The organism is Streptomyces sp. NPDC085937 (assembly GCF_044540535.1).
GTDB lineage: Bacteria > Actinomycetota > Actinomycetes > Streptomycetales > Streptomycetaceae > Streptomyces.
On sequence record NZ_JBITSH010000023.1, the window covers coordinates 22460 to 45454 of the forward strand.

General features: G+C 69.3%; 21 protein-coding genes and 2 pseudogenes. 8 read left to right on the forward strand and 15 right to left on the reverse strand.

The genetic code is table 11. The features are described 5' to 3' along the window. Positions 1–63: 63 nt before the first annotated feature. On the forward strand, positions 64–1185 hold the full coding sequence (locus ACIF8S_RS31735; protein ID WP_400003803.1) for a Rieske 2Fe-2S domain-containing protein: 1122 nt from the start codon (positions 64–66) through the stop codon (positions 1183–1185). 155 nt (positions 1186–1340) lie between these two features. Here the strand turns inward: ACIF8S_RS31735 and aztD are convergent, their stop codons facing one another. The 4 genes from aztD to aztB all read right to left on the reverse strand — a co-directional run bounded on the left by aztD (position 1341) and on the right by aztB (position 5725). Next, positions 1341–2543, reverse strand: a complete 1203-nt coding sequence (gene aztD, locus ACIF8S_RS31740; RefSeq protein ID WP_400003805.1) for a zinc metallochaperone AztD — start codon at positions 2541–2543, stop codon at positions 1341–1343. Between the two features lie 87 nt (positions 2544–2630). Beyond that, a complete protein-coding gene (gene aztC, locus ACIF8S_RS31745) occupies positions 2631–3608 on the reverse strand; it encodes a zinc ABC transporter substrate-binding protein AztC (protein WP_400003807.1) in 978 nt (325 codons plus the stop codon). After that, entirely contained in the window at positions 3605–4843 is a 1239-nt protein-coding gene (locus ACIF8S_RS31750; protein ID WP_400003809.1) for a hypothetical protein, read from the reverse strand. Before ACIF8S_RS31750 ends, aztC begins: the two co-directional genes overlap by 4 nt. A gap of 21 nt (positions 4844–4864) precedes the next feature. After that, a complete protein-coding gene (gene aztB, locus ACIF8S_RS31755; RefSeq protein WP_400003811.1) occupies positions 4865–5725 on the reverse strand; it encodes a zinc ABC transporter permease AztB in 861 nt (286 codons plus the stop codon). Positions 5726–5740: 15 nt separating this feature from the next. Between aztB and aztA the strand changes: the two genes are divergently transcribed. Further along, a complete protein-coding gene (gene aztA / locus ACIF8S_RS31760; RefSeq protein ID WP_400003813.1) occupies positions 5741–6484 on the forward strand; it encodes a zinc ABC transporter ATP-binding protein AztA in 744 nt (247 codons plus the stop codon). Between the two features lie 380 nt (positions 6485–6864). Here the strand turns inward: aztA and ACIF8S_RS31765 are convergent, their stop codons facing one another. The 3 genes from ACIF8S_RS31765 to ACIF8S_RS31775 all read right to left on the reverse strand — a co-directional run bounded on the left by ACIF8S_RS31765 (position 6865) and on the right by ACIF8S_RS31775 (position 9159). Further along, positions 6865–8253, reverse strand: coding sequence for a dihydrolipoyl dehydrogenase family protein (locus ACIF8S_RS31765; protein WP_400003815.1), 1389 nt, complete (start codon positions 8251–8253; stop codon positions 6865–6867). Between the two features lie 283 nt (positions 8254–8536). Beyond that, positions 8537–8914 carry a fic family toxin-antitoxin system, toxin component gene (locus ACIF8S_RS31770; protein ID WP_400003816.1) on the reverse strand — a complete coding sequence of 126 codons (378 nt, stop codon included), beginning with the start codon at positions 8912–8914 and terminating at the stop codon, positions 8537–8539. Next, the gene (locus ACIF8S_RS31775) at positions 8914–9159 is read right to left on the reverse strand and encodes a hypothetical protein (protein WP_400003818.1); all 246 of its coding nucleotides are present in this window, start codon (positions 9157–9159) and stop codon (positions 8914–8916) included. Before ACIF8S_RS31775 ends, ACIF8S_RS31770 begins: the two co-directional genes overlap by 1 nt. 48 nt (positions 9160–9207) lie before the next feature. Between ACIF8S_RS31775 and ACIF8S_RS31780 the strand changes: the two genes are divergently transcribed. Next, positions 9208–9345, forward strand: a complete 138-nt coding sequence (locus tag ACIF8S_RS31780) for a hypothetical protein (RefSeq protein ID WP_349795996.1) — start codon at positions 9208–9210, stop codon at positions 9343–9345. Positions 9346–9508: 163 nt separating this feature from the next. Further along, complete coding sequence (locus ACIF8S_RS31785) at positions 9509–10264, forward strand: hypothetical protein (protein WP_400003820.1); 756 nt, start codon at positions 9509–9511, stop codon at positions 10262–10264. Here ACIF8S_RS31785 and ACIF8S_RS31790 read toward each other — a convergent pair. Continuing rightward, positions 10236–11165, reverse strand: coding sequence for an SDR family oxidoreductase (locus ACIF8S_RS31790; RefSeq protein ID WP_400003822.1), 930 nt, complete (start codon positions 11163–11165; stop codon positions 10236–10238). The genes ACIF8S_RS31785 and ACIF8S_RS31790 overlap by 29 nt on opposite strands. 96 nt (positions 11166–11261) lie before the next feature. On the opposite strand from ACIF8S_RS31790, the gene ACIF8S_RS31795 reads away from it, so the two are divergent. The 4 genes from ACIF8S_RS31795 to ACIF8S_RS31810 all read left to right on the forward strand — a co-directional run bounded on the left by ACIF8S_RS31795 (position 11262) and on the right by ACIF8S_RS31810 (position 15362). Next, entirely contained in the window at positions 11262–11570 is a 309-nt protein-coding gene (locus ACIF8S_RS31795) for an STAS domain-containing protein (RefSeq protein WP_400003824.1), read from the forward strand. A gap of 128 nt (positions 11571–11698) precedes the next feature. After that, positions 11699–13321 (forward strand): cytochrome bc complex cytochrome b subunit, encoded by a 1623-nt coding sequence (locus ACIF8S_RS31800; RefSeq protein ID WP_400003826.1) that lies wholly within the window; start codon positions 11699–11701, stop codon positions 13319–13321. Positions 13322–13404: 83 nt separating this feature from the next. After that, positions 13405–13866: a hypothetical protein gene (locus ACIF8S_RS31805; RefSeq protein ID WP_400003827.1), complete on the forward strand. Its 462-nt coding sequence runs from the start codon at positions 13405–13407 to the stop codon at positions 13864–13866. Between the two features lie 920 nt (positions 13867–14786). Next, positions 14787–15362, forward strand: a complete 576-nt coding sequence (locus ACIF8S_RS31810; RefSeq protein ID WP_400003828.1) for a snapalysin family zinc-dependent metalloprotease — start codon at positions 14787–14789, stop codon at positions 15360–15362. Positions 15363–15390: 28 nt separating this feature from the next. Here the strand turns inward: ACIF8S_RS31810 and ACIF8S_RS31815 are convergent, their stop codons facing one another. From ACIF8S_RS31815 to kdpF, 7 genes and pseudogenes are all read right to left on the reverse strand, one after another. After that, on the reverse strand, positions 15391–17931 hold the full coding sequence (locus tag ACIF8S_RS31815; protein WP_400003829.1) for a DUF4118 domain-containing protein: 2541 nt from the start codon (positions 17929–17931) through the stop codon (positions 15391–15393). Positions 17932–17943: 12 nt separating this feature from the next. After that, positions 17944–18075 (reverse strand): annotated as a pseudogene (locus tag ACIF8S_RS31820) (DNA-binding response regulator); the annotation flags it as partial. A 6-nt stretch (positions 18076–18081) separates the two neighbouring features. Beyond that, positions 18082–18186, reverse strand: a pseudogene (locus ACIF8S_RS31825) (DNA-binding response regulator); the annotation flags it as partial. A 118-nt stretch (positions 18187–18304) separates the two neighbouring features. Further along, complete coding sequence (locus tag ACIF8S_RS31830; protein ID WP_400003831.1) at positions 18305–18973, reverse strand: potassium-transporting ATPase subunit C; 669 nt, start codon at positions 18971–18973, stop codon at positions 18305–18307. A 5-nt stretch (positions 18974–18978) separates the two neighbouring features. Next, a complete protein-coding gene (gene kdpB / locus ACIF8S_RS31835; protein WP_400003833.1) occupies positions 18979–21078 on the reverse strand; it encodes a potassium-transporting ATPase subunit KdpB in 2100 nt (699 codons plus the stop codon). Between the two features lie 32 nt (positions 21079–21110). Continuing rightward, on the reverse strand, positions 21111–22772 hold the full coding sequence (kdpA, locus tag ACIF8S_RS31840; protein ID WP_400003835.1) for a potassium-transporting ATPase subunit KdpA: 1662 nt from the start codon (positions 22770–22772) through the stop codon (positions 21111–21113). A gap of 8 nt (positions 22773–22780) precedes the next feature. Beyond that, on the reverse strand, positions 22781–22870 hold the full coding sequence (gene kdpF, locus ACIF8S_RS31845) for a K(+)-transporting ATPase subunit F (RefSeq protein WP_360342127.1): 90 nt from the start codon (positions 22868–22870) through the stop codon (positions 22781–22783). Positions 22871–22995: the final 125 nt, after the last annotated feature.

The window sequence follows — 22995 nt, forward strand, 5'->3', positions numbered from 1 at the left end:
GAGTGGCGTGGCGTGGGGCGGCCGCCACTATGGGGCATGCTGCCCCACCTCCAAGGGAGAGATATGAGCGAGGCCATCTCCGACGCCTACGGGAGGGGTCGGCCCGAGCATCGTGGCGAGCGGAGCCCTGGCTTCGCGGACTTGAGGCGGGTCGGGCTGAACCCGGACTTCTGGTACCCGGTCGCGCGGTCCGGGAAGGTGCGCAGGGGCCAGGTGATCGCCACCTCGTTCGCCGGCGAGCGGATCGCCCTTTACCGGGGGCGGAGTGGCGCCGTCCACGCCCTGGAGGACCGGTGTGCCCACCGCCAGGTTCCGCTGAGCATGGGCGTCGTGGAGGGCGAGCTTCTGCGCTGCTGCTATCACGCCTGGGCATACCGCGGCGACGGCCGCATCTCACAGATCCCGTACCTGTCCAAGGGTGACGCCCGTCCGCCCCGCGGCGTGCGTGGCTACCCCCTCCGCGAGGCCTACGGTCTGGTCTTCGTCTTTCCCGGTGATCCGCAGAAGGCGGCGATCACTCCGCTGCCCGAACTGCCGGCGTTCGGCTCACCCGGGTACCGGACCATGACCTTCTCCCGTACGGTGCGCTGCCACTACTCGTTCATGCACGAGAACCTGCTCGACATGAACCACCAGTTCCTGCACCGGGGCGTGGTCGGCAGACTCCACCCCGAACTGCTGGAGTACCGCACCGATGAGCGGTCGGTGGAGGCGAAATATCTGTTCACCCACGCCGGAGGTAAGCGGAACCGTGGCGCCGGCTTGCTGGCCGGGGAGGGCATCGGGAGGAGCGACTCCCCCGACGTGATGACGATCCGCACGGACTACCCGTATCAGACGCTCGACCTGGTACCGGAGAACGCCGAACGCCCGGCCTTCCGCCTCTGGACTGCGTACGTGCCCGAAGACGCCGAGCAGCGCCGCTGTCACGCCTACGGCCTCCTCATGATCGAGAAGCCCGGAATCCCGGGCGCCCTGCACCTGGCCTGGCCGCTCATCAAGCGCTTCGCCGAACGCGTGTTCGCCGAGGATCGCATGGCCGTAGAGGCCGAACAGCGGGCGTGGGACGAACAGGGCGGGGACCGCAACCACGAGGTGTTTCCCTTGATCCTGGACGTGCGTGAGGTGCTGCGCACCAACGGTGTGCCGCTGCGCCCTCAGGTCTCCGCCTGCGGCGACGGGTGATCGGGGGCGAGGGACGCCCGGTCCGGTCGCGACGGGCCAGTTGCCGGGAGGGCCGCCGCGCGCGCCGCAGTTACAGAGGGTGAGCATCGTCGGGCGGAGAGCGGCCACAGCGGCCGGCCTGTGGCCGGCCGCTGCGGCGAAGACACGGTGCCGAGTCAGTGTCCGGCGACGACGCCCGACAGTTCGTTGGTGCTCCTCGGCAGGGTGACGGAGCTGATCTTCTTCCCCGTCTCCAGGTCGACCGCGTGCAGCGCCTTCTTTCCGGGCTCGGACACATACGCCACGTGCCCGCGGACGAACAGGGTGGGCCGGGCCTGCTGCCAGTCCAGCGGCTCCTGCCACTCGCCCACGACCGGGATCTTCTTCTCCATCCTGCCGGTGTCCGGGTCGATGACGTGCAAGGAGCCGTCAGTGCCCAGGACCAGGGCCTCACCGTGCGGACCACGGCCCAGCGAACGGAAGGAGTAGCTCACGCCCAGGTCGACCAGGCGCAGCTTCTTCTTCTCGGTGTCGATCAGGGAAACGCGGGTGGGCCGCTCCAACTCGGCCTCGGGGTCGGTCTTGTAGTCGCCCAGCAAGATCGGCGATACGTCGCTGCCGGCCTGGTTGCCGATGCGGCCGTAGTCGTCGGGGGCGTCGATCTTGGTGAACCGCCCGTTCTCGTAGATCAGGATGCCGTCCTCGCAACCGAGACCGACGGCCTCGTTCTTGGCTGCCGCCTCTCCGTGAACGCCGGGGCAGTTCTCGTTGCGCGCGATCTCCTTGTTGTCCTCGTCCAGCACCAGCGCGCCGATGCGCTGCTCCTCGGTGCCCAGAGTGCTCACGAGCTTGCCGTCGGCCAGTTCGATGGCGACCCCGTGGTGTGCCTGGGCGGAGGTGTAGGTGCGGCCTTGTGGCTTCTTGCCGCGGCTCAGGGCCGCGGGGTCGAAGACGTTGACCTCTCCGGTGCCGTCGGTGAAGAGCGTGGTCCGCCCTGCATGGCGGACCACGTGGCCGGGTTTGGCGCCCCGGTACTCGATGTCGGTGAGGGCTTGGTCGGTGGCGTTCAGGACGCGGAACCCGCTGTCGGTGGAGACGACGACGTGGTCCTCGTCGCCCGCGGGGTTGACCCGGTTGAAGCCGGGGAGGTCGATGGTCGCGGCGAGCTTCAGGCTCGTGCCGTCGAGTATGTACAGACCGCCGTCGAAGGTGGCGACCAACGGATCCTTGACCGCCGTCTGGGACCTGGCGCTCGCGGTCTCGTCGGACGTGGCACCGGCGGCGGAGGTGTCCTCTCCGCCGCAGGCGGTCAGGACGGTGGAGACCGCCAGGGCCAGTGCCGTGCCCGTGAGAGCTCTGACGCGTGTCGACTTGTTCATCAGTGTGTTCCTTTCTGCACCGCCGACGGCGGCATGGAGGTGTGAGGTGCCGGCGCCCATGGCCGGTGTGCCGGGAGGCTCGCGGGGTCAGGGGCCGGTCAGACCGGTGACCATGGCGGTGGTGTTGGCGCGCATCATCCGCAGGTAGGTGTCGGCGCCCCCGCCCTTGGAGGTCAGGGACTCGGAGTACAGCTCGACCACGCGAACCCCGGGGCCCAGCTCGGTTCGCAGTACCTCCGCGAGCCGTGTGGGCTGGGAGGAGTCGGCGAAGACGGTGCGTACGCCGGCCTTGTCCATCGCCTCGGCGAGGGAGCGCAGGTCGGAGGAACTGGGTGAGGCCAGCGTGGTGCCGCTGGGGATGACCGCACCGATCACGCGGAAGCCGAAGCGGTCGGCGAGGTAGCCGAAGACGTGGTGGTTGGTGACGAGGGCCCGCCGGTCGGCGGGGACGCGGCCGAAGGACTCCTCCATCCAAGCGGTGAGGGCCGTGAGTTGCTTCGCATAGCGGTCGGCGTTGGCGCGTATCGTGTCGGCGTCCACCCCGTCGACGTGCTCGACGACCTGGCCGGCGATCAGGCCGGCGACCGTGCGCACCCGGTCGGGGTCGGTCCAGAAGTGCGGGTCGGGCTGTCCTGCTTCGCCGTCGGGACCGTTGTCGCCATCGGTGTGGAAGGTGAGAGGATCGGCCGCCTCGCCGGCCGCGAAGGTGGCGACGCCGGACTCGCGGACGGCGTCCACGTGGCGCAGTACGTTCTCCTCGAGTCCCAGGCCGTTGTGGACGATCAGGTCGGCCTGTTCCAGCTCGGCGGCCTGTACCGCCGAGAGGCCGAAGGAGTGCGGGTCGGCGTCGGGCTTCATCAGGACGGTGACGTCGGCTTCGTCACCCACGATCTCCCGGACGACGTCGCCGAGGATGTTGGTGGTGACGACGATGTCGGGCCGGTTCTCGTCGGTGGTGCAGGCGGTGGCGGTGGCGGCCGTGACGAGGGCGAGCAGGCTCACGATCAGACTGCGCAGGCGGGCGATGCCCACCCGCGCCCGCTGCTTCGCGTGGGTGCGGCTCATCGTCCGGTCTCCGCCATGAGGACGGGCCTGACGTCCAGGTCGAAGGAGCGCGCGATGCGCAGGCCGTCGTTGTAGTCGATCTCGAACACCTTCTTGCCTTCCGGATCGTTGACGTAGGCGCGGCTGCGGTCGACTTCGATGACGGGGGCGCTGCCGTCGGGGCCGGCCCATCGGCCGTCTGCCAGCAGCGGCTTGGTCTGCGCCGTCTGTTCTCCGGTTGCGCTGTCATAGACGTGCAGAGCGCCGTCGGTCTCCAGGACGAGCAGCGGGGATCCCTCTCCGGCGGTGTTGACCGCGACGGCCTGTCCGGTGTTCACGCGTGTCCAGGTCCGCTCGGTGACGTCGAGGACCCAGACGGCTTCGTCTCCGGCCGCGGCGGTGAGGGTGTCACTGCCGGGCCGCCGGCGGAAGGCGGTGGCCCTTTCCTCCGTGGGGACGTCTGTTTCTCCGTACGGAATCTCCTCGGCGGTGAAGACGCCGTTCCGTGCGCGGACGAGCAGGGCGCCGTCGGCGCAGCCGATGATCACGCCGCGCCTGGTCACGGCGTCCCCCCGAGGCTCCTCGCACGTCACGTCCGGTGAGGCGACGCGCCGCCCCTCGCGGTCGAGGATGACAAGTCCCGTTGCGCCGCCCTCGTTCGTGAACGCGAGCAGGTGCTCCTCGTACGGGACGACGGCGCCGGTGTGCGTGCCCGGCAGCGTCCGAGGGGATGCGATCTCCCCCTTCTCCAGCTTGCCGCGGTCGTAGAGGAGGGTGAGCCCGTCCTCGTCGGTCACCGCGGTGACGGCGGCGTCGCTGCGCACCTGGGCCCGGCCGCCGGCGGGCAGCTCACCCACGTCTCGTGTCGCGGTGCTGTAGTAGTGGACGTGGTCGCCGTGGTCCACCATCCACACGCCGCTGTCGAGTACGTGAATGCCACCGGGTGTGTGGAGGTAGCCGAACCTGCCGTCGGTCTCCAGCCGAACGGCGTCCTTCACCTGTGCCGTCGTGTGCACCTGGCCTGTGATGAGGTCGAGGATCCTGGTGTTGCCGGTGCCGGGGTCGTTCAGGATGAGCCGGGACTGCTGCTCGGCGGCTTCCCGCGCTCCCTCGACGTACCCGTGTGGGGCTGCGGCGGGGGAACCAGCCCCGGGCGTCGCGGTGTTGCTTCCCGCTCCCCCGCAACTCGTGGTGAGCAGCGCGGTGAGCACCAGTGTGGCCGATGCCCACGGGGTGACGTTTCTGCGGACGGTCATGGCGATCGCCTCTGACTTCTTTCAGTCGACTTCGGTTGCGGGGGCCGGGACGAAGGCGTGGCGCGCACGGCGGCCGCGCAGGCCCGACAGCATGTGGGAGAGGAAGAACAGGCTCACCGCGAGGGCCGCGACGGTCGCGCCGGCGGCGGTGCTCAGGTGCCAGGACAGAAGCAGCCCGCCGAACATGGCGGTGGCGCCGAGCAGGGCGGCAAGTGCCATGACCCCGCGCACGCTGCGGACCCAGGGCAGAGCGGCCGCCGGCGGTGCGATGAGCAGTCCGAGCACGAGCAGCGTTCCCACGATGTGGAACGAGGCCACGATCGCCAGACCGAGCAGGCCGAGCAGCACGGCGTGGGCGAGGCGCGGCCGCAGTCCGAGGGTTTGGGCCTTGCGCTCGTCGAACGCCAGCGCCAGGAAGGCGCGGTGGCCGAGCACCGACACCGACAGCGCCGCCAGCAACGCCGCCGCGAGCAGGAGGAGGTCCTGCTGCCGGACGGCGAGGACGTCGCCGAAGAGGAAGCCGGTCAGGTCGACCGCGAAGGACTGCGAGCGCGAGACGATGATCACGCCGAGCGAGAGCATGCCCACGAACAGCAGGCCGATGGCGGTGTCCTGGGACAGCCTCGGTGTGCGGCTGAGCGCGGTGACGCCGGCCGTCATGACGGCGGCGCTGGCCACGGCCCCCACCATCAGGTTTCCGCCGAGCAGCGCGGCCAGCGCGACCCCCGGCAGCAACCCGTGCGACATGGCGTCACCGAGGAAGGCCATCCCTCTGAGCACCACCCAGGTGCCCGCCAGCGCGCAGATCGCGCACACGAGTATCCCGCCCCACAGGGCTCGTTGCACGAAGGTCACTTCGAAGGGGGCCGTCAGCCATTCCATGCCGGGAACACTACAATGACAATCATGTTCAACAAACCCCGCCCCTCGCCCGCCTCGCCCTCGGAGCGGACTGCTCGCCTCTCCCTCACCGGGGTGTGCGCCGGCTACCCGGGCCGCCCGGTGCTCCGTGAAATCAACGCGGAGATACCGAAGTTGGCCACGACGGTGCTCGTGGGACCGAACGGCAGCGGCAAGTCGACCCTGCTCGGCGTGCTCGCCGGTGTGATCCAGCCGACAGCCGGTGATCTCCATCGCGGCGGGGACCGGCCACCCGCGTTCGTACCGCAGCGCGGAGCCGTCGGCGACACCCTGCCGCTCACCGTCCGGCAGGCCGTGGAAATGGGACGTTGGGGCGAGCGCGGCACGTGGCGTCGGCTGACCCGCCGGGATCACGCGACCGTGGACGCGGCCCTCGACCGGCTCGAGATCCGGGACCTCGCCTCACGTCAGCTGGGCGAGCTGTCGGGTGGACAGCGTCAACGCGTCCTCATCGCGCAGGGATTGGCACAGGAGGCCGACCTGCTGCTCCTCGACGAGCCGACCACCGGTCTGGACCCGGAAGCGAGGGAGCGGATCGGAATACTGTTGAGGGCACTCGTCGCCGACGGGGTGACGGTCGTCCAGGCCACGCACGACCTCGAGGTCACACGGACGGCGGATGCGTGCCTCCTGCTACGGGACGGCCGTATCGCCGGAAGAGGGCATCCGGACCAGGTCCTCACCACATCGGCGCTGGCCCGATTCTGGCAACAACTTTGAGGATCGGCCGCACGGCCGACCACCACCCGGCCGAGATCACCGGCCTGGACCGGATATTGAGGTGCTCGTCTGGGGCACGTCACCGAACGGGAGCGCGCCGCGGTTGCGCCTTGGACACGGCGAGTTGAGCGGGTCCGGAACGGCGAGTACGTCGAGGTTTGCGAGCCGCTCAGTCAGCGTCTGCATGCCCCGACGGCACAGTCGCAGTAATCCAGAGACGCCACCTCTCGGCCGTCGGCAAGGGCCAGGCCGCCCTCGACGCGCGCCTCGCGCCGTCCGGTGCGCTCTCGGGCGACTGTGCCCACGGCTACCGGGACCAGGCACTGCACCCCGCACCGGACACCGGGCGCCGGGCGCCGGGCGCCGGGCGCCGGGCAGGATCAGTCGGTCAGGGCGTTGAACAGCATGTTCAGCCCCTCCGCCATGGTGGGATGGGCGATGATCGAGTCCCTGAGCAGCGTGTACGGGGCGCCCGTGAGCATGGCGGTCTGCACCACGGTCAGCACCTCCGAGGAGTCCGGGCCAATCAGCGCCACACCCAGGATCCGGTCGCTGTCCCGGTCGACGACGGCCTTCCACACACCCCGGGTGTCCCGCAGCGTGCGAGCGCGTGGAACGGCGGCGACCGGCATGCGCGCGACGCGCACGTCGTGGCCTGCTGCCCGGGCCTCGGTCTCGGTCATGCCGACCCGGGCCAGTTCGGGGGTCGTGAAGACGTTCCAGGGCACCAGCCGCCCCGTGGTCCGCCGGTCGGCGCCGGCGATGTTCGCCTTCACGATGCGGTAGTCGTCGAGGGAGACGTGCGTGAATTGAGGGCTGCCTGCGACGTCGCCCACCGCCCACGTACGCGGCGCCGATGTCGCCAGCCGGTCGTCGACCTTCACGAAACCGCGAGCGTCCGCGCGTACGCCTGCCGCGTCGAGGTCGAGTTCCCTGGTCACCGGCTCCCGGCCGACGGCCACCAGCACGTCCGTTCCGGTCACCTCCGTTCCGTCGCTCATCCGGACGGTCGTACCGGACGGCCCGCGCGAGACGTCGGTGATGGTGACGCGCGTGTGAAGACGCACGCCGGCATCCTCGAGGAACCCTGCCACCGTCTCGGAGACGTCCGGGTCCTCCCGGGGCAGCACCCGCTCACCGCGGTGCAGCATCGTGACCCGGCTGCCGAAAGCGGCGAACATGTGGGCGAACTCGAGTCCGACGTACCCACCGCCGATCACGACGAGGTGTTCGGGGATGCGGTCCAGGTGCAGGAGCGTCTCACTGGTGAGGGGACCGGCCTCGGCGAGCCCGGGGATGTCGGGCATCGCGGGTGTCGTGCCGGTGTTGATCACCACGTCCTTGCCTCGCAGGACTCGGGTGCTTCCGTCGTTCACTTCGACCCGCACGGTGCGTTCACCGGTGAATCGGGCGGTTCCCAGGATGAAGTCCATACCGCTGTCGAGGAACTGGCGGTGGTTGAGGTCCACCATGCCGGCCACCACGCCGTCCTTGTGCTCACGGAGGAGTGTCAGATCGGCCACGGGCTTGCCGGCGCGGACACCGACCTGTTCCGCACGGCTCAGACTGTCGAGGAGCCTGGCACTGGTCACCAGGGTCTTGGTGGGGATGCATGCCACGTTGATGCAGGTGCCGCCGATCATGCCGCGCTCCACCATGGCCACCCGCTGGCCGCTGCGGGCCAGGTCCATGGCGAGCGTCTTGCCCCCCTTGCCGCCGCCGACGACGAGCAGGTCCACGTCCTCCACGCCGGTGTCTGCCTGTGCCATGTCTCGCTCCTCCGCCACGAACGCCGTACCTCCCCAGCCTCGGCCGCCCGGCCCTCGACCGCATCCGCAGGACGACCGTGCCGATCCACCGCGCGTGGAGGCGAAGACAGCATTCCGTGCGCGGGTGCGCTGTCGTTCGCACTGGACAGCACTCCGATGACGCGGATGCCCTACGAGGCGGCCGGGGCCCACGGCCGTCCGGCACCGGCATCCCGGCCGCCCATGTGGCGCGCCCTGCCGCATTGCGCCCGCACCGGGGCGCGGTGTGGATCACCGGGTCTCGTCAGGTGGCGGTGGGCCAGGTCCGCAGCAGGGCAGCGATCTTCCCGGCGGTGCAGGCCGAATCCAGGAGGAGGTCCTTGAGGTCCATGGCATTCTCCCGAGTGGGTTTGACCGTGATCCCGGCGGCCTCGAGGTACATGACACCGGTGGCGGCCGCGACGGCCATGTTGGAGCGTTCCAGCCAGCGGCAGCGGCCCAGGGTGTGTACCAGGGCAGCGGCCTTGGCGTAGGGGCCGTCGTAGACGGATCGCTCGAACAGCACGGCGCGGTGGCGGGCGACCGCCGACACAGGGACGCCGTAGTCCTCGGGGGCCGGATCGTTCACGCCGGCGGCCTCGGCGACCTGCAAGATCCAGGGAACGTCAATATTCAGGTCCATCAGGCGGCGTGCGCTCCCCGAGCGCTCCTCGACTGCTCGGCATCTTCGGCTTCGTCGAAGATCGTCTGGTGCTCGGCCAGGAAGCGGGCGGCGGCGTCCACCGCGCGTTCGCGCAGGCCGCTGGCGTCGTCCTGCACCAGCCGGGCGAGGTAGTCCCCGATACTCAAGCCCAGGTCGGCGGCGCGCTTCTTCGCGAGTTCCGCGACGTCCTCGTCCACACGTGCACCCAGTTGCGTCTTGGCCATACCCAAATGGTAACAGCTGTTACCGCGAGTCGGAGAGACGGGGACCTGGTGCATCTCGTCCTGCTGGTCGAGCAGCAGCTCGGCGCTGAGATCACCGCCGAGAACATGGAGGAGTTGCGCACCATAGGCGACCGAGAGCGTTGCGTGGCCGAGCGCACGGCCGCCAGGGCGAGCGGCGGTGTGTGATGTGGCTGACGCAACTGCTGGAGCGCAACCGCCATTGCCGACCCGACCGGACCGCGCTGATGGACGAGGAACGCAGCGTCACGTGGGCCGAACTGCGTAACCGCACGCTGCAACTCGCGCACGGCCTGGCCGACTTGGGATCCGCCGGGGCGACCGGGCGGCCGTGCTGTCCAAGGACCTGATCGAGGTACTGGAGAGCTATTTCGCGCTGGCCAGGCTGGGCGCGCTGTTCGTGCCGCTGAACCACAGTTTGGCCAAGCCCGAGGTCGCCGGGATCGTCGAGCGCGTCGGCGCGGTGGCCGTCCTCGGTGAGTCCGAGCTGCTGGACCGGCACACCGGGCTGCCGCCCTCGGTCGCCCGGCGGCAACGCCAGGTGGCTGATGGGCGGCGTGATGCGAGCCGCGCTCGGCCTGCGGCTCGGAGCACGCCGCAGGCACCTCGGCTGCTCCAGCGGCCGACGAACCAGCGGCCGTTCCACTCAGTCGCGAACAGGCTCCCTGCGCGCATCAAAGTCCGCCTTCGCCGGAGTTTCAGCACGCTGTGCGCTGCCTTTGCCGCGAAGGCGTCCGTCTGTCCGCTACGCACGCGACAGCCTGACGTAGCGGTAGCAGCGAGCAGGGCTTACCAACGAGCAGAGCCAGATTCCGCGCGTCGGTCGGCTCTGTCATCGGTGCGGTGGCTGCCGACCGGGCCGGACACCCGCCAGCCGGACGCCGCCGCTGCGGACAGAATCAGGCGAACGAGCCATACTCTCGCACTGCGAGCAGCAACGCTCAGCTCTCACGTCCGCCTCGCCGGACCCGACCGCACGGAGTCGACCGTGCGACACGTTCCGCTGGTTCCACGGCCCGCGCGGCCGGCCCTCGAGCTGCGCGGCCGTTCCGGTCGGCTCAGCGAGTGTCGGTCAGGCCGCCGGTGACGGCGATCACCTCTCCGACCGTGAAGCTGGAGTCCGCGTCCGAGGCCAGGTAGACGTAGGCGGGAGCCACTTCCTCCGGCTGTGCGACGCGGCCCATCGGAGCCGAACTGCCCAGGTTGGTCAGGTAGTCGTCGGGGAAGCGCTGGCCCGCCACATTCAGCACGGTCCAGGTCGGGCCGGGTGACACGACGTTGGCCCGGATACCCCTTGCGGCCAGATGCGAAGCGATGGACTTGGTGAAGACGACCATGGCTGCCTTGGAAGCCGCGTAGTCCATCATCATCGCGCTGCCCTTGAGTGCCTCCTCGGAAGCCGTGGCGATCACCGCATCACCGTGGGAGAGGTGCGGCAACGCGGCCATGACCAGGTGGAAGTAGGCGTACACGTTTGTCTTGAAGACGCGGTCGAAGTCTTCGGCCGTCAGGTCTGTGACGTCGTTCTGGCTGTTGAGGTAGGCAGCGTTGCTCACCAGGACGTTCAGGCCGCCCAGTTCGGCGACGGTTCGCTCCACCACTTCGGCGCAGAACGAGGAGTCGCACAGGTCACCGGGCAACAGCAGGCAACTGCGGCCCTCCTTCTCCACGGCTTCGCGAGTCTCTGCGGCGTCCTGTTCCTCCTCCGGGAGGTAAACGATGGCCACATCGGCCCCCTCGCGGGCGTAGACCACGGCAACAGAACGCCCGATACCGGAGTCGCCGCCCGTGACCAGTGCGACCTTCCCTTGGAGCTTGCCTGAGCCACGGTAGTGCGGAGCCAGGTAGCGCGGGCGCACTTCCATCTCCGCCTCCAGACCGGGGCGCTCCTGACGCTGGAACCGGTAAGGAGGCGTGATCTCTGTCTCCTCCTGCGGCATCGCCGGCCGCTCGTCCGGCGCCCGGCCCGTGGCATTCTCCTGCGGCATCGAACAAGTCCCTTCCCGCTCGGGTGTGCTTCTCCCGCCACCAGTAGGCAGCGCCCTGCACGCGTGTCCAAAGGGGACGGAGCCAAACAGTGCCCCGTGCGGACGGAGACGAGGCGCGGCTGGGAAGGTCGCGAACGGGGACTGGCCGGTGAGATCGACCACGACGTGAAGGACATACTCGGTCAAGCGCTGTCCGTCGGGGACGATGTCCGGCCCCGGATCGTGGCGGACCTCAGCGAGGTCACGTTCCTGGACTCCAGCGGCATCAACATCTTGCAGGTGCGGATCCGGAAACGTCTGAAGCGCCCACGCTCGCGACTCGTGCGGCGCATCGAAACGCGCGCCGTGAATCTCGGCGACACAGAATGGACGCGGACCCAGGGTTCTGTGGCGGGGAGCGCCTGAGCTCTCGTACCCACGGCGTCAGCTGCGAACCGACTGGATCCCTCGCCTCCGGCCACGGCCCCGCGGCCCCGGGCCGGACAGTGGCGTCGGGCTGACCCGCCGTTGGTGCATGGATGAATGGTGAAGAGATGGGCGATCACTACCGGCCGGCGGCCGGGCCGATGCACAGCGGTGCCGGCGAGAGACTCGCCCACTGGGTCGACGGCAGACTGGGTCACCGCCGCATCGTCGGCTCCGCTCGACGTCTCGTCTTCCCCGACCACTGGTCCTTCATGCTCGGGGAAATCGCCCTCTACAGCTTCGTCGTCCTTCTGCTCACCGGCGTCTATCTGAGCTTGTACTTTCACCCCTCCTCCGACCTGGTGGTCTATCAGGGCAGCTACGTCCCCCTGCAGGGCCTGCTCGTGTCGGAGGCGTTCGACTCGACGCTGCACCTCTCCTTCGACGTTCGCGGCGGCCTGCTCATACGCCAAGCACACCATTGGGCCGCGTTGATCCTCGTCGCCGCAGTCTTCGTGCACATGCTGCGGGTCTTCTTCACCGGCGCGTTCCGCAAGCCGCGTGAGCTGAACTGGGTCGTGGGATTCCTACTGCTTGTGCTGGCCATGTTCGCCGGTCTGACCGGCTATGACCTGCCTGACGACCTGTTGTCGGGGACCGGGCTACAGGTCGTGAATGGCACGCTCCTCTCGATTCCCGTGGTCGGCACGTACCTTTCGTTCTTCCTTTTCGGCGGTGAGTTCCCCGGTGACGACCTGATCGCCCGCTTCAACACCATTCACATCCTGGTCATCCCCGGGCTGATAGTCGCCTTGATCGTCGCGCATCTCATCCTGGCCGTACGCCACCGGCACACTCAGTATCCCGGGCCGGGCCGGACCAACTCGAACCTCGTCGGTATGCCGCTGCGGGTGTACGGGGTCAAGGCGAGCGCATACTTCTTCCTCGTATCCGGTGTGATCTTCTTCCTCGCCGCCGTCGCGCAGATCAATCCGATCTGGAGCTATGGCCCCTTCCGCCCTGACCACGTGTCCGCCGGGTCGCAGCCCGACTGGTACATGGGCGTCGCCGACGGCTTCCTGCGCGTGATGCCCGGCTGGGAGATCGACTTCTGGGGTCATACCCTGGCGCTGGACAACTTCCTTCCCCTGCTGGTCGGAGTGCTGCTCTTCCTCGCCATGGGGGCCTATCCCTTCCTGGAGGCCTGGGTCACGGGCGACGACCGCGACCAGCATCTCCTGGACCGCCCACGGAACCGGCCGGTACGTACCGCCTTGGGAGTGGCCTGGGTCAGCGTCTACACGGTGGCCCTGATCGGGGCGGCCAACGACGTGATCGCCACCCATTTGCACGTCTCCGTGAACGCCGTCACCTGGGCTGTGCGCGTCGGGCTGTTCGTCGCACCGCTGTCAGCCTTCGTGATCACCAAACGGTGGGCGCTGGGACTGCAGCGCCGCGACCGGGACACGGTCCTGCACGGTCGCGAGAGCGGCGTCATCAAGCGCCTCGGGAACGGCGAGTACGTCGAGGTTCACGAGCCGCTCAGCCAGGCGCGTCTCCATGCCTTGACGGCGCACGAGCAGTACCCCCCCTTGCCTGCCGCACCCGTACAGAACACCGGCCGTCACGCGACCGCCCTTGTCCAGCGCATGCGCGTCAAACTCAGCCGTGGCTTCTACGGGCCGGACACACAGGTTCCCAAGGCCACAGTGGACGAATACAAGGAGACCACCCGGCGACATCGAGTCTGAGCCGCGACACAGGAAGGAAGACGATCGCGGCGGGCTCGGGGTCCGGCACAGACAGGGCGCATCGCGGCTGAGACAATCGCGGGATGGTCAGCAATGACATCCGGTTCGACTGCCGGCTCCGTGGCGACGGTGGTCCGATCGTGGTCGTCGCCCGCATCGACGGAGCGCCGCTCACCGAGCTGATCGATGCGTACGAGATCACGGCCGGGATGCGGCCCGCGGGTGATGCCTACGGAGGTCTGATCCCGGAGTTCTTCCGGTTCGGCCCGATGCAGGACCACTTCCTCGGTCTGTCCACCAACGCGATGGGGCCGAAGACCCCCGTCCTCGGTTGTGAATGCGGCGAGTTGGGGTGCTGGCCGCTCATGGCCCGCATCACCGCGACAGCGGATCTCGTGACCTGGGAAGGCTTTGAGCAACCTCACCGCAAGACACGGGACTACGCGGCATTCGGTCCGTTCCAGTTCGGCCGCCGACACTACGATGACGCTCTGCGAGCTCTCAGCACGGTACTCGGTTCGGGCGTCGAGGATACGGACACATGACGCTGCCGCTGTCCGTCTCATCAAGGCTTGCCGGGGCAGCCGTCGCGGGACTTGGTGGCTACGGCAGTCAGCTGACGGCCTCGGCCGGCGGGAGAGTGAGTGCCTGGGGGCTCGTCGTAGCCCCACTTCCAGGCAGCTGCACAGCAAGTGCTGCTCAGCCGTGGCAAGATGGTCGCATGCTGATGCGAAAGGGCGATGCCGCGTAGGCGTCCCGCGGCCCTCCGTGCGCAGCGGTGGCGGCCACAGTGGCAGTATCCGGTCCTGAAGGTGCGCGGTGTCTCCGCGCGAACCCGTGCAGCGATCCGCCGGGTGGAACACCAGCACATGTGGCCCAACGCGGTTGCCCACGCGCTTCTGAACGCCGAGTGGGCTTTCCGGCAGCCCGGACGCTACCTGGACGCCTCCGTGTTCGACTCTCCGGGACTGGCAGATGCTCGTGACGATCTCGAGTGGGCAATGCGGCACCTTCCTACCGGAGCACGAAGGGACTTGGCGCGGCTGCTCACACGCATAGACGCGGAGCTCGAGCACCGGACCTTGCCGGATCCCGCCCTGAGCGAGGTGACGACGGGCGGCTGGTGGTGGTGGACCAGGATGCGGGACGTCTGACGGATACGCGCCCGTGCTTCTGCGGTTCCGACCGGTCAGGACCAAGACGCATGCACAAGGGCGACCCGCACGCACTGGCGTGCCCCGAGCGGCAGGCCGGTGCAACGGTGGGTCACGTCGCCGCGCACGTCACCGAACATGGCGCGAAATTGATATGACAGGTACATGACTGATCAAGGTTGCTCGGCGTACGATCGCATGGCCCTGGAGGGGTGGTCGACCCTGCGTCCGGCCCCACCGGACAGCTCAGCCGCTCCTTCGCGCACCCGGCGCCGCCGGGGCCGGACTCTCCCCACGGAACAGGAGCAGCAATGCCCCTCGCCACATGGATCAAGGCAGGCACGTCCGCGACCGCGCTCGTCCTCGCGACGGCGGGCGCCGCGTCGGCCGCCCCCGCCGTCGAACAACCCGACGCCCAGGCAGCGGTGGTGACCCTCCGCTACGACGACAGTCGTGCCGCGGGCTGGGAAGCCGCCATCGCCGCCGGGGTCGCCTCGTGGAACGCCAACGTCAGCAACGTGAGGCTGGTGGAAGCGGCACCTGGCGGCGCCGCCGAGATCGTGATCGTCGCGACGACGGGCTGGCCGCAGGCCACCCTCGGCCCCGTCCGTCCCGGCCGTCAGGTCCGCGTCGAACTCGGCAGTCAGGCCGTGAGCGACGGTTACAACAAGACCCGGATCGCCGCCCACGAACTGGGGCACAGCCTCGGTCTGCGGGACACCAAGCCCGGTCCCTGCTCCCAGCTGATGTCCGGCTCCAGCGCCGGCACCGCCTGCACCAACGCCGTCCCCAACGCCACCGAACGCTCCCGCGTGCAGTCCAACTACGCGAGCGCCTTCGCCACCTCTGTCGTCACCGACGGCCGGACCCTGGTCGACGCGCCCTGATCAAGACGGCCGCGACAACCGGCTCCGTTCAGGTCGGCGTCTGCGACAGGCCCGGCTGTTGAGCACGTCGCTGTGATGCCGTCGGCAGGGCGAGGACCATGGTCAGGCCCCCACCTGGTGTGTCCTCGGCGTGCAGGCTGCCGCCCATGGCCTCGGCGAAGCCGCGTGCGACCGCCAGGCCGAGGCCGACACCGTTGCCGCGAGGGGTGTCGCCGCAGCGCTGGAAGGGTTCGAAGATCCGGGTCTTGTTCTCGTCCGCGACTCCGGGGCCGCGGTCGACGACCCGGACCTCCACCCGGTCGGCCATGGCACTGGCGGCGACCAGGACGCGCTCCCCCGCCGGGGCGTACTTCACCGCGTTCTCGACGACGTTGGCGACCGAGCGTTCCAGCAGGCCGCGGTCGACGTCCACCATGGGCAGGGACTCCGGGACGTCCAACTCCACGCTGTCCTCGGGGACGCCGCCGAGGGCTATGGGGATGACCTCGTCCAGGTCCGTCTCCCGGATGATCGGGACGACGGTGCCGGTCTGCAGACGGGACATGTCGAGCAGATTGCCGACCAGGTGATCGAGGCGGTCGGCACCCTCCTCGATGGCTTGCAGCAGTTCCGCCTCGTCCGCCTCGGACCATGCGACGTCGTCGGAACGCAGCGAGGTGACGGCGGCCTTGATGCCGGCCAGTGGGGTGCGCAGGTCATGGCTGACGGCCGCGAGGAGGGCGGTGCGTATGCGGTTGCCCTCGGCGAGCTGCTTGGCCCGGTCGGCCTCCTGCCGCAGGCGCCGGCGGTCCACGGCCACCGCCGCCTGGGCGGCGAAGGCGGCCAGCACCCGGCGGTCCTCGGCCGGCAGGACACGGCCGGACAAGGCCAGGGCCATGTGGTCGCCGACCGGCACGTCGACGTCCGCCTGGTCGGGTGTGGCGCAGGGGCGTGGGCCGACGCTGCCGGCGCAGGTCCAGGGCGCCACGTCGCTCTCCCGCTCCAGCAGCGCCACCGACTCCATGCCGAAGGTCTCGCGGACCCGTTGCAGCAGCTCGTCGAGACTCGTCTCGCCGCGCAGGACGCTGCCCGCGAGAAAGGAGAGGATCTCCGACTCGGCACGCAGCCGGGCGGCCTGGTGGGTGCGGCGTGCCGCGAGGTCCACCACGGACGCCACGGACACGGCCACCCCGACGAAGACCAGGATGGCGAGGATGTTCTCGGGGTCGGCGACGGTCAGGGTGCGTAGGGGCGGGGTGAAGTACCAGTTGAGCAGCAGCGAACCGGCTACCGCGGAGGCCAGAGCCGGCCAGAGCCCGCCCAGCAGGGCCGCCGCCACCGTCAGCGTCAGGAGCAGCAGCATGTCGTTGGCGAGGCCGGCGTCGGGTGCGGCGCCGGTGAGGAGAAGGGTGAGCAGGACGGGGCCGAGCACGCCGACCAGCCAGGCACCGAGTACCCGGGGTCGCCCCAGATGGGCTCGGCGTGCCACCGGCAGTCCGCGGCCCTTGCCCATCTCGTCGTGCGTGACGAGGTGGACGTCGAGGTCGGGGCCGGACTCGCGGGCGACCGTGGCGCCGACGCCCGGCCCGAGGACGTACTGCCAGCTCTTGCGCCGGGAGGCGCCGAGGACGAGCTGCGTGGCGTTCACGCCTCGGGCGAAGTCGAGGAGGGCGGCCGGTATGTCGTCCCCGACGACGTGGTGGAAGGTGCCGCCGAGGTCCTCGACCAGGGTGCGTTGGACGGCCAGTTCCTTCGGGGAGGCTGCGGTGAGTCCGTCGCTGCGGGATATGTAGACGGCCATGACCTGGCCGCCGGCGCCCTTCCCGGCCAGCCGCACGGCCCGCCGGATCAGGGTGTGTCCCTCCGGGCCGCCGGTCAGGCCGACGACGATCCGTTCCCGGGAGCCCCAGATGGCCGAGACGTGATGTTCGCTGCGGTATGCGGTCAGGTAGGCGTCGACCCGGTCGGCCACCCAGAGGAGGGCGAGTTCGCGCAAGGCGGTGAGGTTGCCGGGGCGGAAGTAGTTGGACAGGGCCGCGTCGACCTTGCCCGGCGTGTAGATGTTGCCGTGCGCCATCCGGCGGCGCAGCGCCTGCGGCGACATGTCGACCAGCTCTATCTGGTCGGCGCGCCGGACGACCTCGTCGGGGACGGTTTCACGCTGGCGCACTCCCGTGATCGACTCGACCACGTCGCCCAGCGACTCCAGGTGCTGGATGTTGACGGTCGACACCACGTCGATGCCGGCGGCGAGCAGTTCCTCGACGTCCTGCCAGCGCTTGGCGTTGCGGGAGCCCGGCACGTTGGTGTGGGCCAGCTCGTCGACCAGGGCCACGGCCGGGGCGCGCAGCAGAACGGCGTCCACGTCCATCTCGGTGAAGGTGCTGCCCCGGTAGGCGATGTCCTGGCGGGGCACCTGTTCCAGGCCGTGCAGCATCACCTCGGTGCGCGGCCTGCCGTGGTGCTCGACGAAGGCGACCACGCAGTCGGTGCCGCGCTCGGTACGGCGGTGCGCCTCCGACAGCATCGCGTAGGTCTTGCCGACGCCGGGTGCGGCGCCGAGGTAGATCCGGAGCTTGCCACGTGCCATGTCGTCCCTCGGTCAGGCTTCGAAGCGACAGCCCATGCCGCGCTCGGTGATCAGATGGGGGTGGGAGGGGTTCTTCTCCAGTCTGCGACGCAACTGGGCCGTGTGGACGCGCAGGTGGTTGGTCTTGTCATGCTGTGCGACGCCCCGGCCCCCGTCGGGTACGGCGTCCACGCCGTGGTGACGCGCCCGCAAGTTGATCACCAGGGCTCGCGTCGGGAGCTGCGGGTCGTCCTCCACCACGAGCATCCTGGTCATGGAGGTGATCTCTCCTGTCGTACGTCGAGCCGTGCGCGCCGGCGGGAGGGCCGGCGCGCACGGCACTGTCGGAGCCGGCGGGACAGAGGTGTCCCGCGCCGTCGGCTCCGGTGAGCCGTCAGCTCTTGGCGAGGAGTTCCTTGAGGGCGAGGTTGAGCTCCAGGACGTTCACGCGGGGCTCGCCCATGAAGCCGAGCGTGCGGCCCTCGGTGTGCTCGTCGACGAGCGACCGGACGTCGGCGACGGGCAGGCCGTTCCTCTCGGCGATCCTGTGGACCTGGAGGTCCGCGTACTGCGGGGAGATGTGCGGATCCAGTCCGGAGCCGGAGGAGGTGACGGCGTCGGCGGGCACCTCGGACGGCTGCACCGTGTGGCCGGCGGTGGAGTTGACCTTGACGACCGCGGCCTTGGCGTCCTTCACCCATTGGATGAGCTCTTCGTTGTCGCCGGACCGGTTGGTGGCGCCGGACAGGACGAGCTCGTACTGGGTGTTCACGCTGTTGGTGCCCAGGCCGTTCTGCGGACGGCCCTGGAACCACTTGAGGTCGGGCGCCGGGGTCTCCTCACCCTTGTCCAGCGGCAGGGTGTAGGGCTGTCCGACGAGGGACGATCCGACGACCCTGCCGTCCGCCTTGATTTCCGAGCCGTTCGCCTTGCCGTTGAACAGCCCTTGCGCGATGCCGGTGATCACCAGCGGGTAGACGACACCGGTCACCAGGGTCAGCACGAGCAGGGCCCGCAGGCCCGCCCCGAGCAACCGGGCGGTGTTCGTGAGGGAGTTGGTCATGGCGATCAGCCGATCCCGGGGATGAGGGAGATGAGCAGGTCAATGATCTTGATGCCGACGAACGGCGCGATCAGGCCGCCAAGGCCATAGACGGCGAGGTTGCGGCGCAGCAAGGTGTCGGCACTGCCCGGCCGGTACCTCACGCCCTTGAGGGCCAGCGGGACCAGCGCGAGGATGATCAGCGCGTTGAAGATCACCGCGGACAGGATCGCGGAGTCCGGCGAGGACAGACGCATGATGTTGAGCTTGTCCAGGCCCGGGTGGACGGCCGCGAACAGCGCCGGGATGATCGCGAAGTACTTCGCGACGTCGTTGGCGACGGAGAACGTCGTCAGCGCGCCGCGCGTGATCAGCAGCTGCTTGCCGATCTCGACGATCTCGATGAGTTTGGTCGGGTCGGAGTCGAGGTCGACCATGTTGCCGGCCTCCTTGGCGGCCGACGTACCGGTGTTCATCGCGACGCCGACGTCCGCCTGGGCGAGGGCCGGAGCGTCGTTCGTGCCGTCACCGGTCATCGCGACCAGTTTGCCGCCGGCCTGCTCCCGCTTGATCAGCGCCATCTTGTCCTCGGGGGTCGCCTCCGCGAGGACGTCGTCGACACCCGCCTCCTCGGCGATCGCCTTGGCCGTCAGCGGGTTGTCGCCGGTGATCATGACGGTCTTGATGCCCATGCGGCGCAGCTCGTCGAACCGCTCCCGCATGCCGTGCTTGACGACGTCCTTGAGGTGGATGACGCCCAGGACCCGGACCCCGTCGGTGTCCTCGGCAGCGACCATCAGCGGGGTGCCGCCGGCCTCCGAGATACGGACGGCGACAGCGGCGGCGTCCTCGGTGACCTGGCCGCCGCGTTCCTCGACCCAGGAGATGACCGCGCCGGCCGCGCCCTTGCGGATGCTGCGGCCGTCGAGGTCCACACCCGACATGCGGGTCTGGGCGCTGAACTCGATCCACCGGGCGTCCAGCAACTCGCCCTCGCGCCGCTCGCGCAGCCCGTGCCTCTCCTTGGCGAGCGCGACGACCGAGCGGCCCTCAGGCGTCTCGTCGGCCAGCGACGACAGGTGCGCGGCCTCGGCGACCTCGGCCTCGGTCGTTCCGCGCACCGGCACGAACTCGGACGCCTGCCGGTTGCCGAGGGTGATGGTGCCGGTCTTGTCGAGCAGCAGCGTGGAGACGTCACCGGCGGCCTCGACCGCACGGCCCGACATCGCCAGTACGTTGCGCTGGACCAGACGGTCCATGCCCGCGATGCCGATCGCGGAGAGCAGGGCTCCGATCGTGGTCGGGATCAGGCAGACCAGCAGAGCCACCAGCACGACCATGCTCAGTGCTGAGCCCGCGTAGTCGGCGAACGGCGGCAGGGTCGCCACCGCCAGCAGGAAGGCGATCGACAGGGACGCGAGCAGGATGTTGAGCGCGATCTCGTTGGGCGTCTTCTGCCGGGCCGCCCCCTCCACCAGGTTGATCATCCGGTCGATGAAGGTCTCCCCCGGCTTCGTCGTGATCCTGACGACGATCCGGTCGGACAGCACCTTCGTGCCTCCGGTGACAGCGCTGCGGTCACCGCCGGACTCGCGGATGACGGGCGCCGACTCACCGGTGATCGCCGACTCGTCCACGCTCGCGACCCCCTCCACGACGTCGCCGTCGCCGGGTATCACGTCGCCGGTCTCGCAGACGACCAGGTCGCCGATCGCCAGCCGGGTACCGGGCACGCGCTCCTCGGACCCCCCGTCTTCGCCCAGGCGACGCGCCACGGTGTCGGTCCTGGCCCTGCGCAAGGTGTCGGCCTGTGCCTTGCCGCGGCCCTCGGCGACCGCCTCCGCAAGATTCGCGAAGATCACGGTCAGCCACAGCCAGGCGCTGATCGCCCAGCCGAACCAGTCGCCCGGGTCCGTGAAGGAGAACACCGTCGTCAGGACCGATCCGACGAGGACCACGAACATCACGGGCGACTTGACCATCACCCGCGGGTCGAGCTTGCGGAACGCGTCCGGCAGCGACCTCAGCAGCTGCCCCGGGTCGAACAGACCTGCGCCGGTGCGGCGTTCACGGGCCTTCTGGCTCGTCGGCGCACCATGGTGGGGCGCCACAGCGGGAGTGGACATGGAGTCCTCTGATTTCTGCCTGCGGACGGTCATCACGCCAGCCCTTCGGCGAGCGGACCCAGTGCGAGGGCGGGGAAGTAGGTGAGGCCGGTGATGATCAGGACGGCGCCCACCAGCAGCCCGGCGAACAGGGGCTTCTCCGTGCGCAGCGTGCCCGCGGTGACGGGCACCGGAGTTTGCCGGGCCAGCGAGCCGGCCAGCGCGAGGACGAAGACCATCGGCAGGAAGCGGCCCAGCAGCATCGCGATGCCGAGCGTGGTGTTGAACCACTGGGTGTCCGCGTTCAGGCCGGCGAAGGCCGAGCCGTTGTTGTTCGAGGCCGATGTGTATGCGTACAGGATCTCGGAGAATCCGTGCGCCCCGCTGTTGGTCATCGAGTCGCCGGGAGTGGGCAGAGCCATCGCCGCGGCGGTGAGGACCAGCACGAGCGCCGGAGTGACCAGGATGTACAGGGCCGCCTGCTTGATCTCGCGGGTACCGATCTTCTTGCCCAGGTACTCGGGGGTGCGGCCGACCATCAGGCCGGCGATGAACACCGCGATGACCGCCAGGATCAGCATGCCGTAGAGGCCGGAGCCCACACCGCCGGGTGCGATCTCGCCCAGCATCATGCCGAGCAGGGTGATGCCACCCCCCAGGCCGGTGAAGGAGGAGTGGAAGGAGTCCACCGCGCCGGTGGACGTGAGCGTGGTCGACACCGCGAAAAGGGAGGATCCGCCGATCCCGAACCGGAGCTCCTTGCCCTCCATCGCCCCGTTCGCCAGCTCGAAGGCCGGGCCGTGACCGGAGAACTCGGCCCACATCATCAGGGAGACGAAGCCCAGCCAGATCGTGCCCATCGCGGCGAGGATCGCGTATCCCTGCTTCACCGAGCCCACCATGACGCCGAAGGTGCGGGTCAGGGAGAACGGGATGACGAGGATCAGGAAGATCTCGAACAGGTTGGAGAACGGGGTGGGGTTCTCGAAGGGGTGGGCGGAGTTGGCGTTGAAGTAGCCGCCGCCGTTGGTGCCGAGTTCTTTGATCGCCTCCTGCGAGGCGACCGCACCTCCGTTCCACTCCTGCGAGCCGCCCATGAACTGGCCGACCTCATGGATGCCGGAGAAGTTCTGGATGACGCCACAGGCGACCAGCACGATCGCGGCGACGAACGCCAGCGGCAGCAGGACGCGCACGACGCCACGCACCAGGTCGGCCCAGAAGTTGCCCAGCTCACCGGAGCGGGAGCGCGCGAAGCCTCGCACCAGTGCCACCGCGACGGCCATGCCGACGGCCGCGGAGACGAAGTTCTGCACGGCCAGACCGGCGGTCTGCACGACGTGGCCCATGGCCTGCTCGCCGTAGTAGGACTGCCAGTTCGTGTTCGTCACGAACGACACGGCCGTGTTGAACGCCTGGTCCGGATCGATCGAGGCGAATCCGAGCGAGCCGGGCAGCACACCCTGGAGCCGCTGAAGGGCGTAGAGGAAGAGAACGCCGGCCAGGGAGAAGACGAGGACACCACGCAGATACGCGGGCCAGCGCATCTCTGTGTCCGGGTCGGCACCGATGCCCTTGTAGATCCATCTCTCGACGCGTAGGTGCGTCTTCGAGGAGTAGACCCTGGCCATATAGGTGCCGAGGGGGATGTGGACGAGCGCCAGCGCGCCTGTTACGGCGAGCAGTTGGAGCACGCCGGCGGTTACGGGACCCATGCTGTGGCTCAGAACCTCTCCGGGAAGAGCAGAGCGAGGACGAGACAGCCCAGCAGGGCGACGGCCACGACCAGGCCGACGACGTTTTCGGCGGTCACAGCTTCGTCACCCCCTTGGCGATGAAGGCCACCAGCGCGAAACCCGCGAGCGTGGTGACCACGAAGGCCAGATCGGCCATCGCGCACTCCTGAAGTCGGTCGAACGGAACGGACAAGGAGAGGAA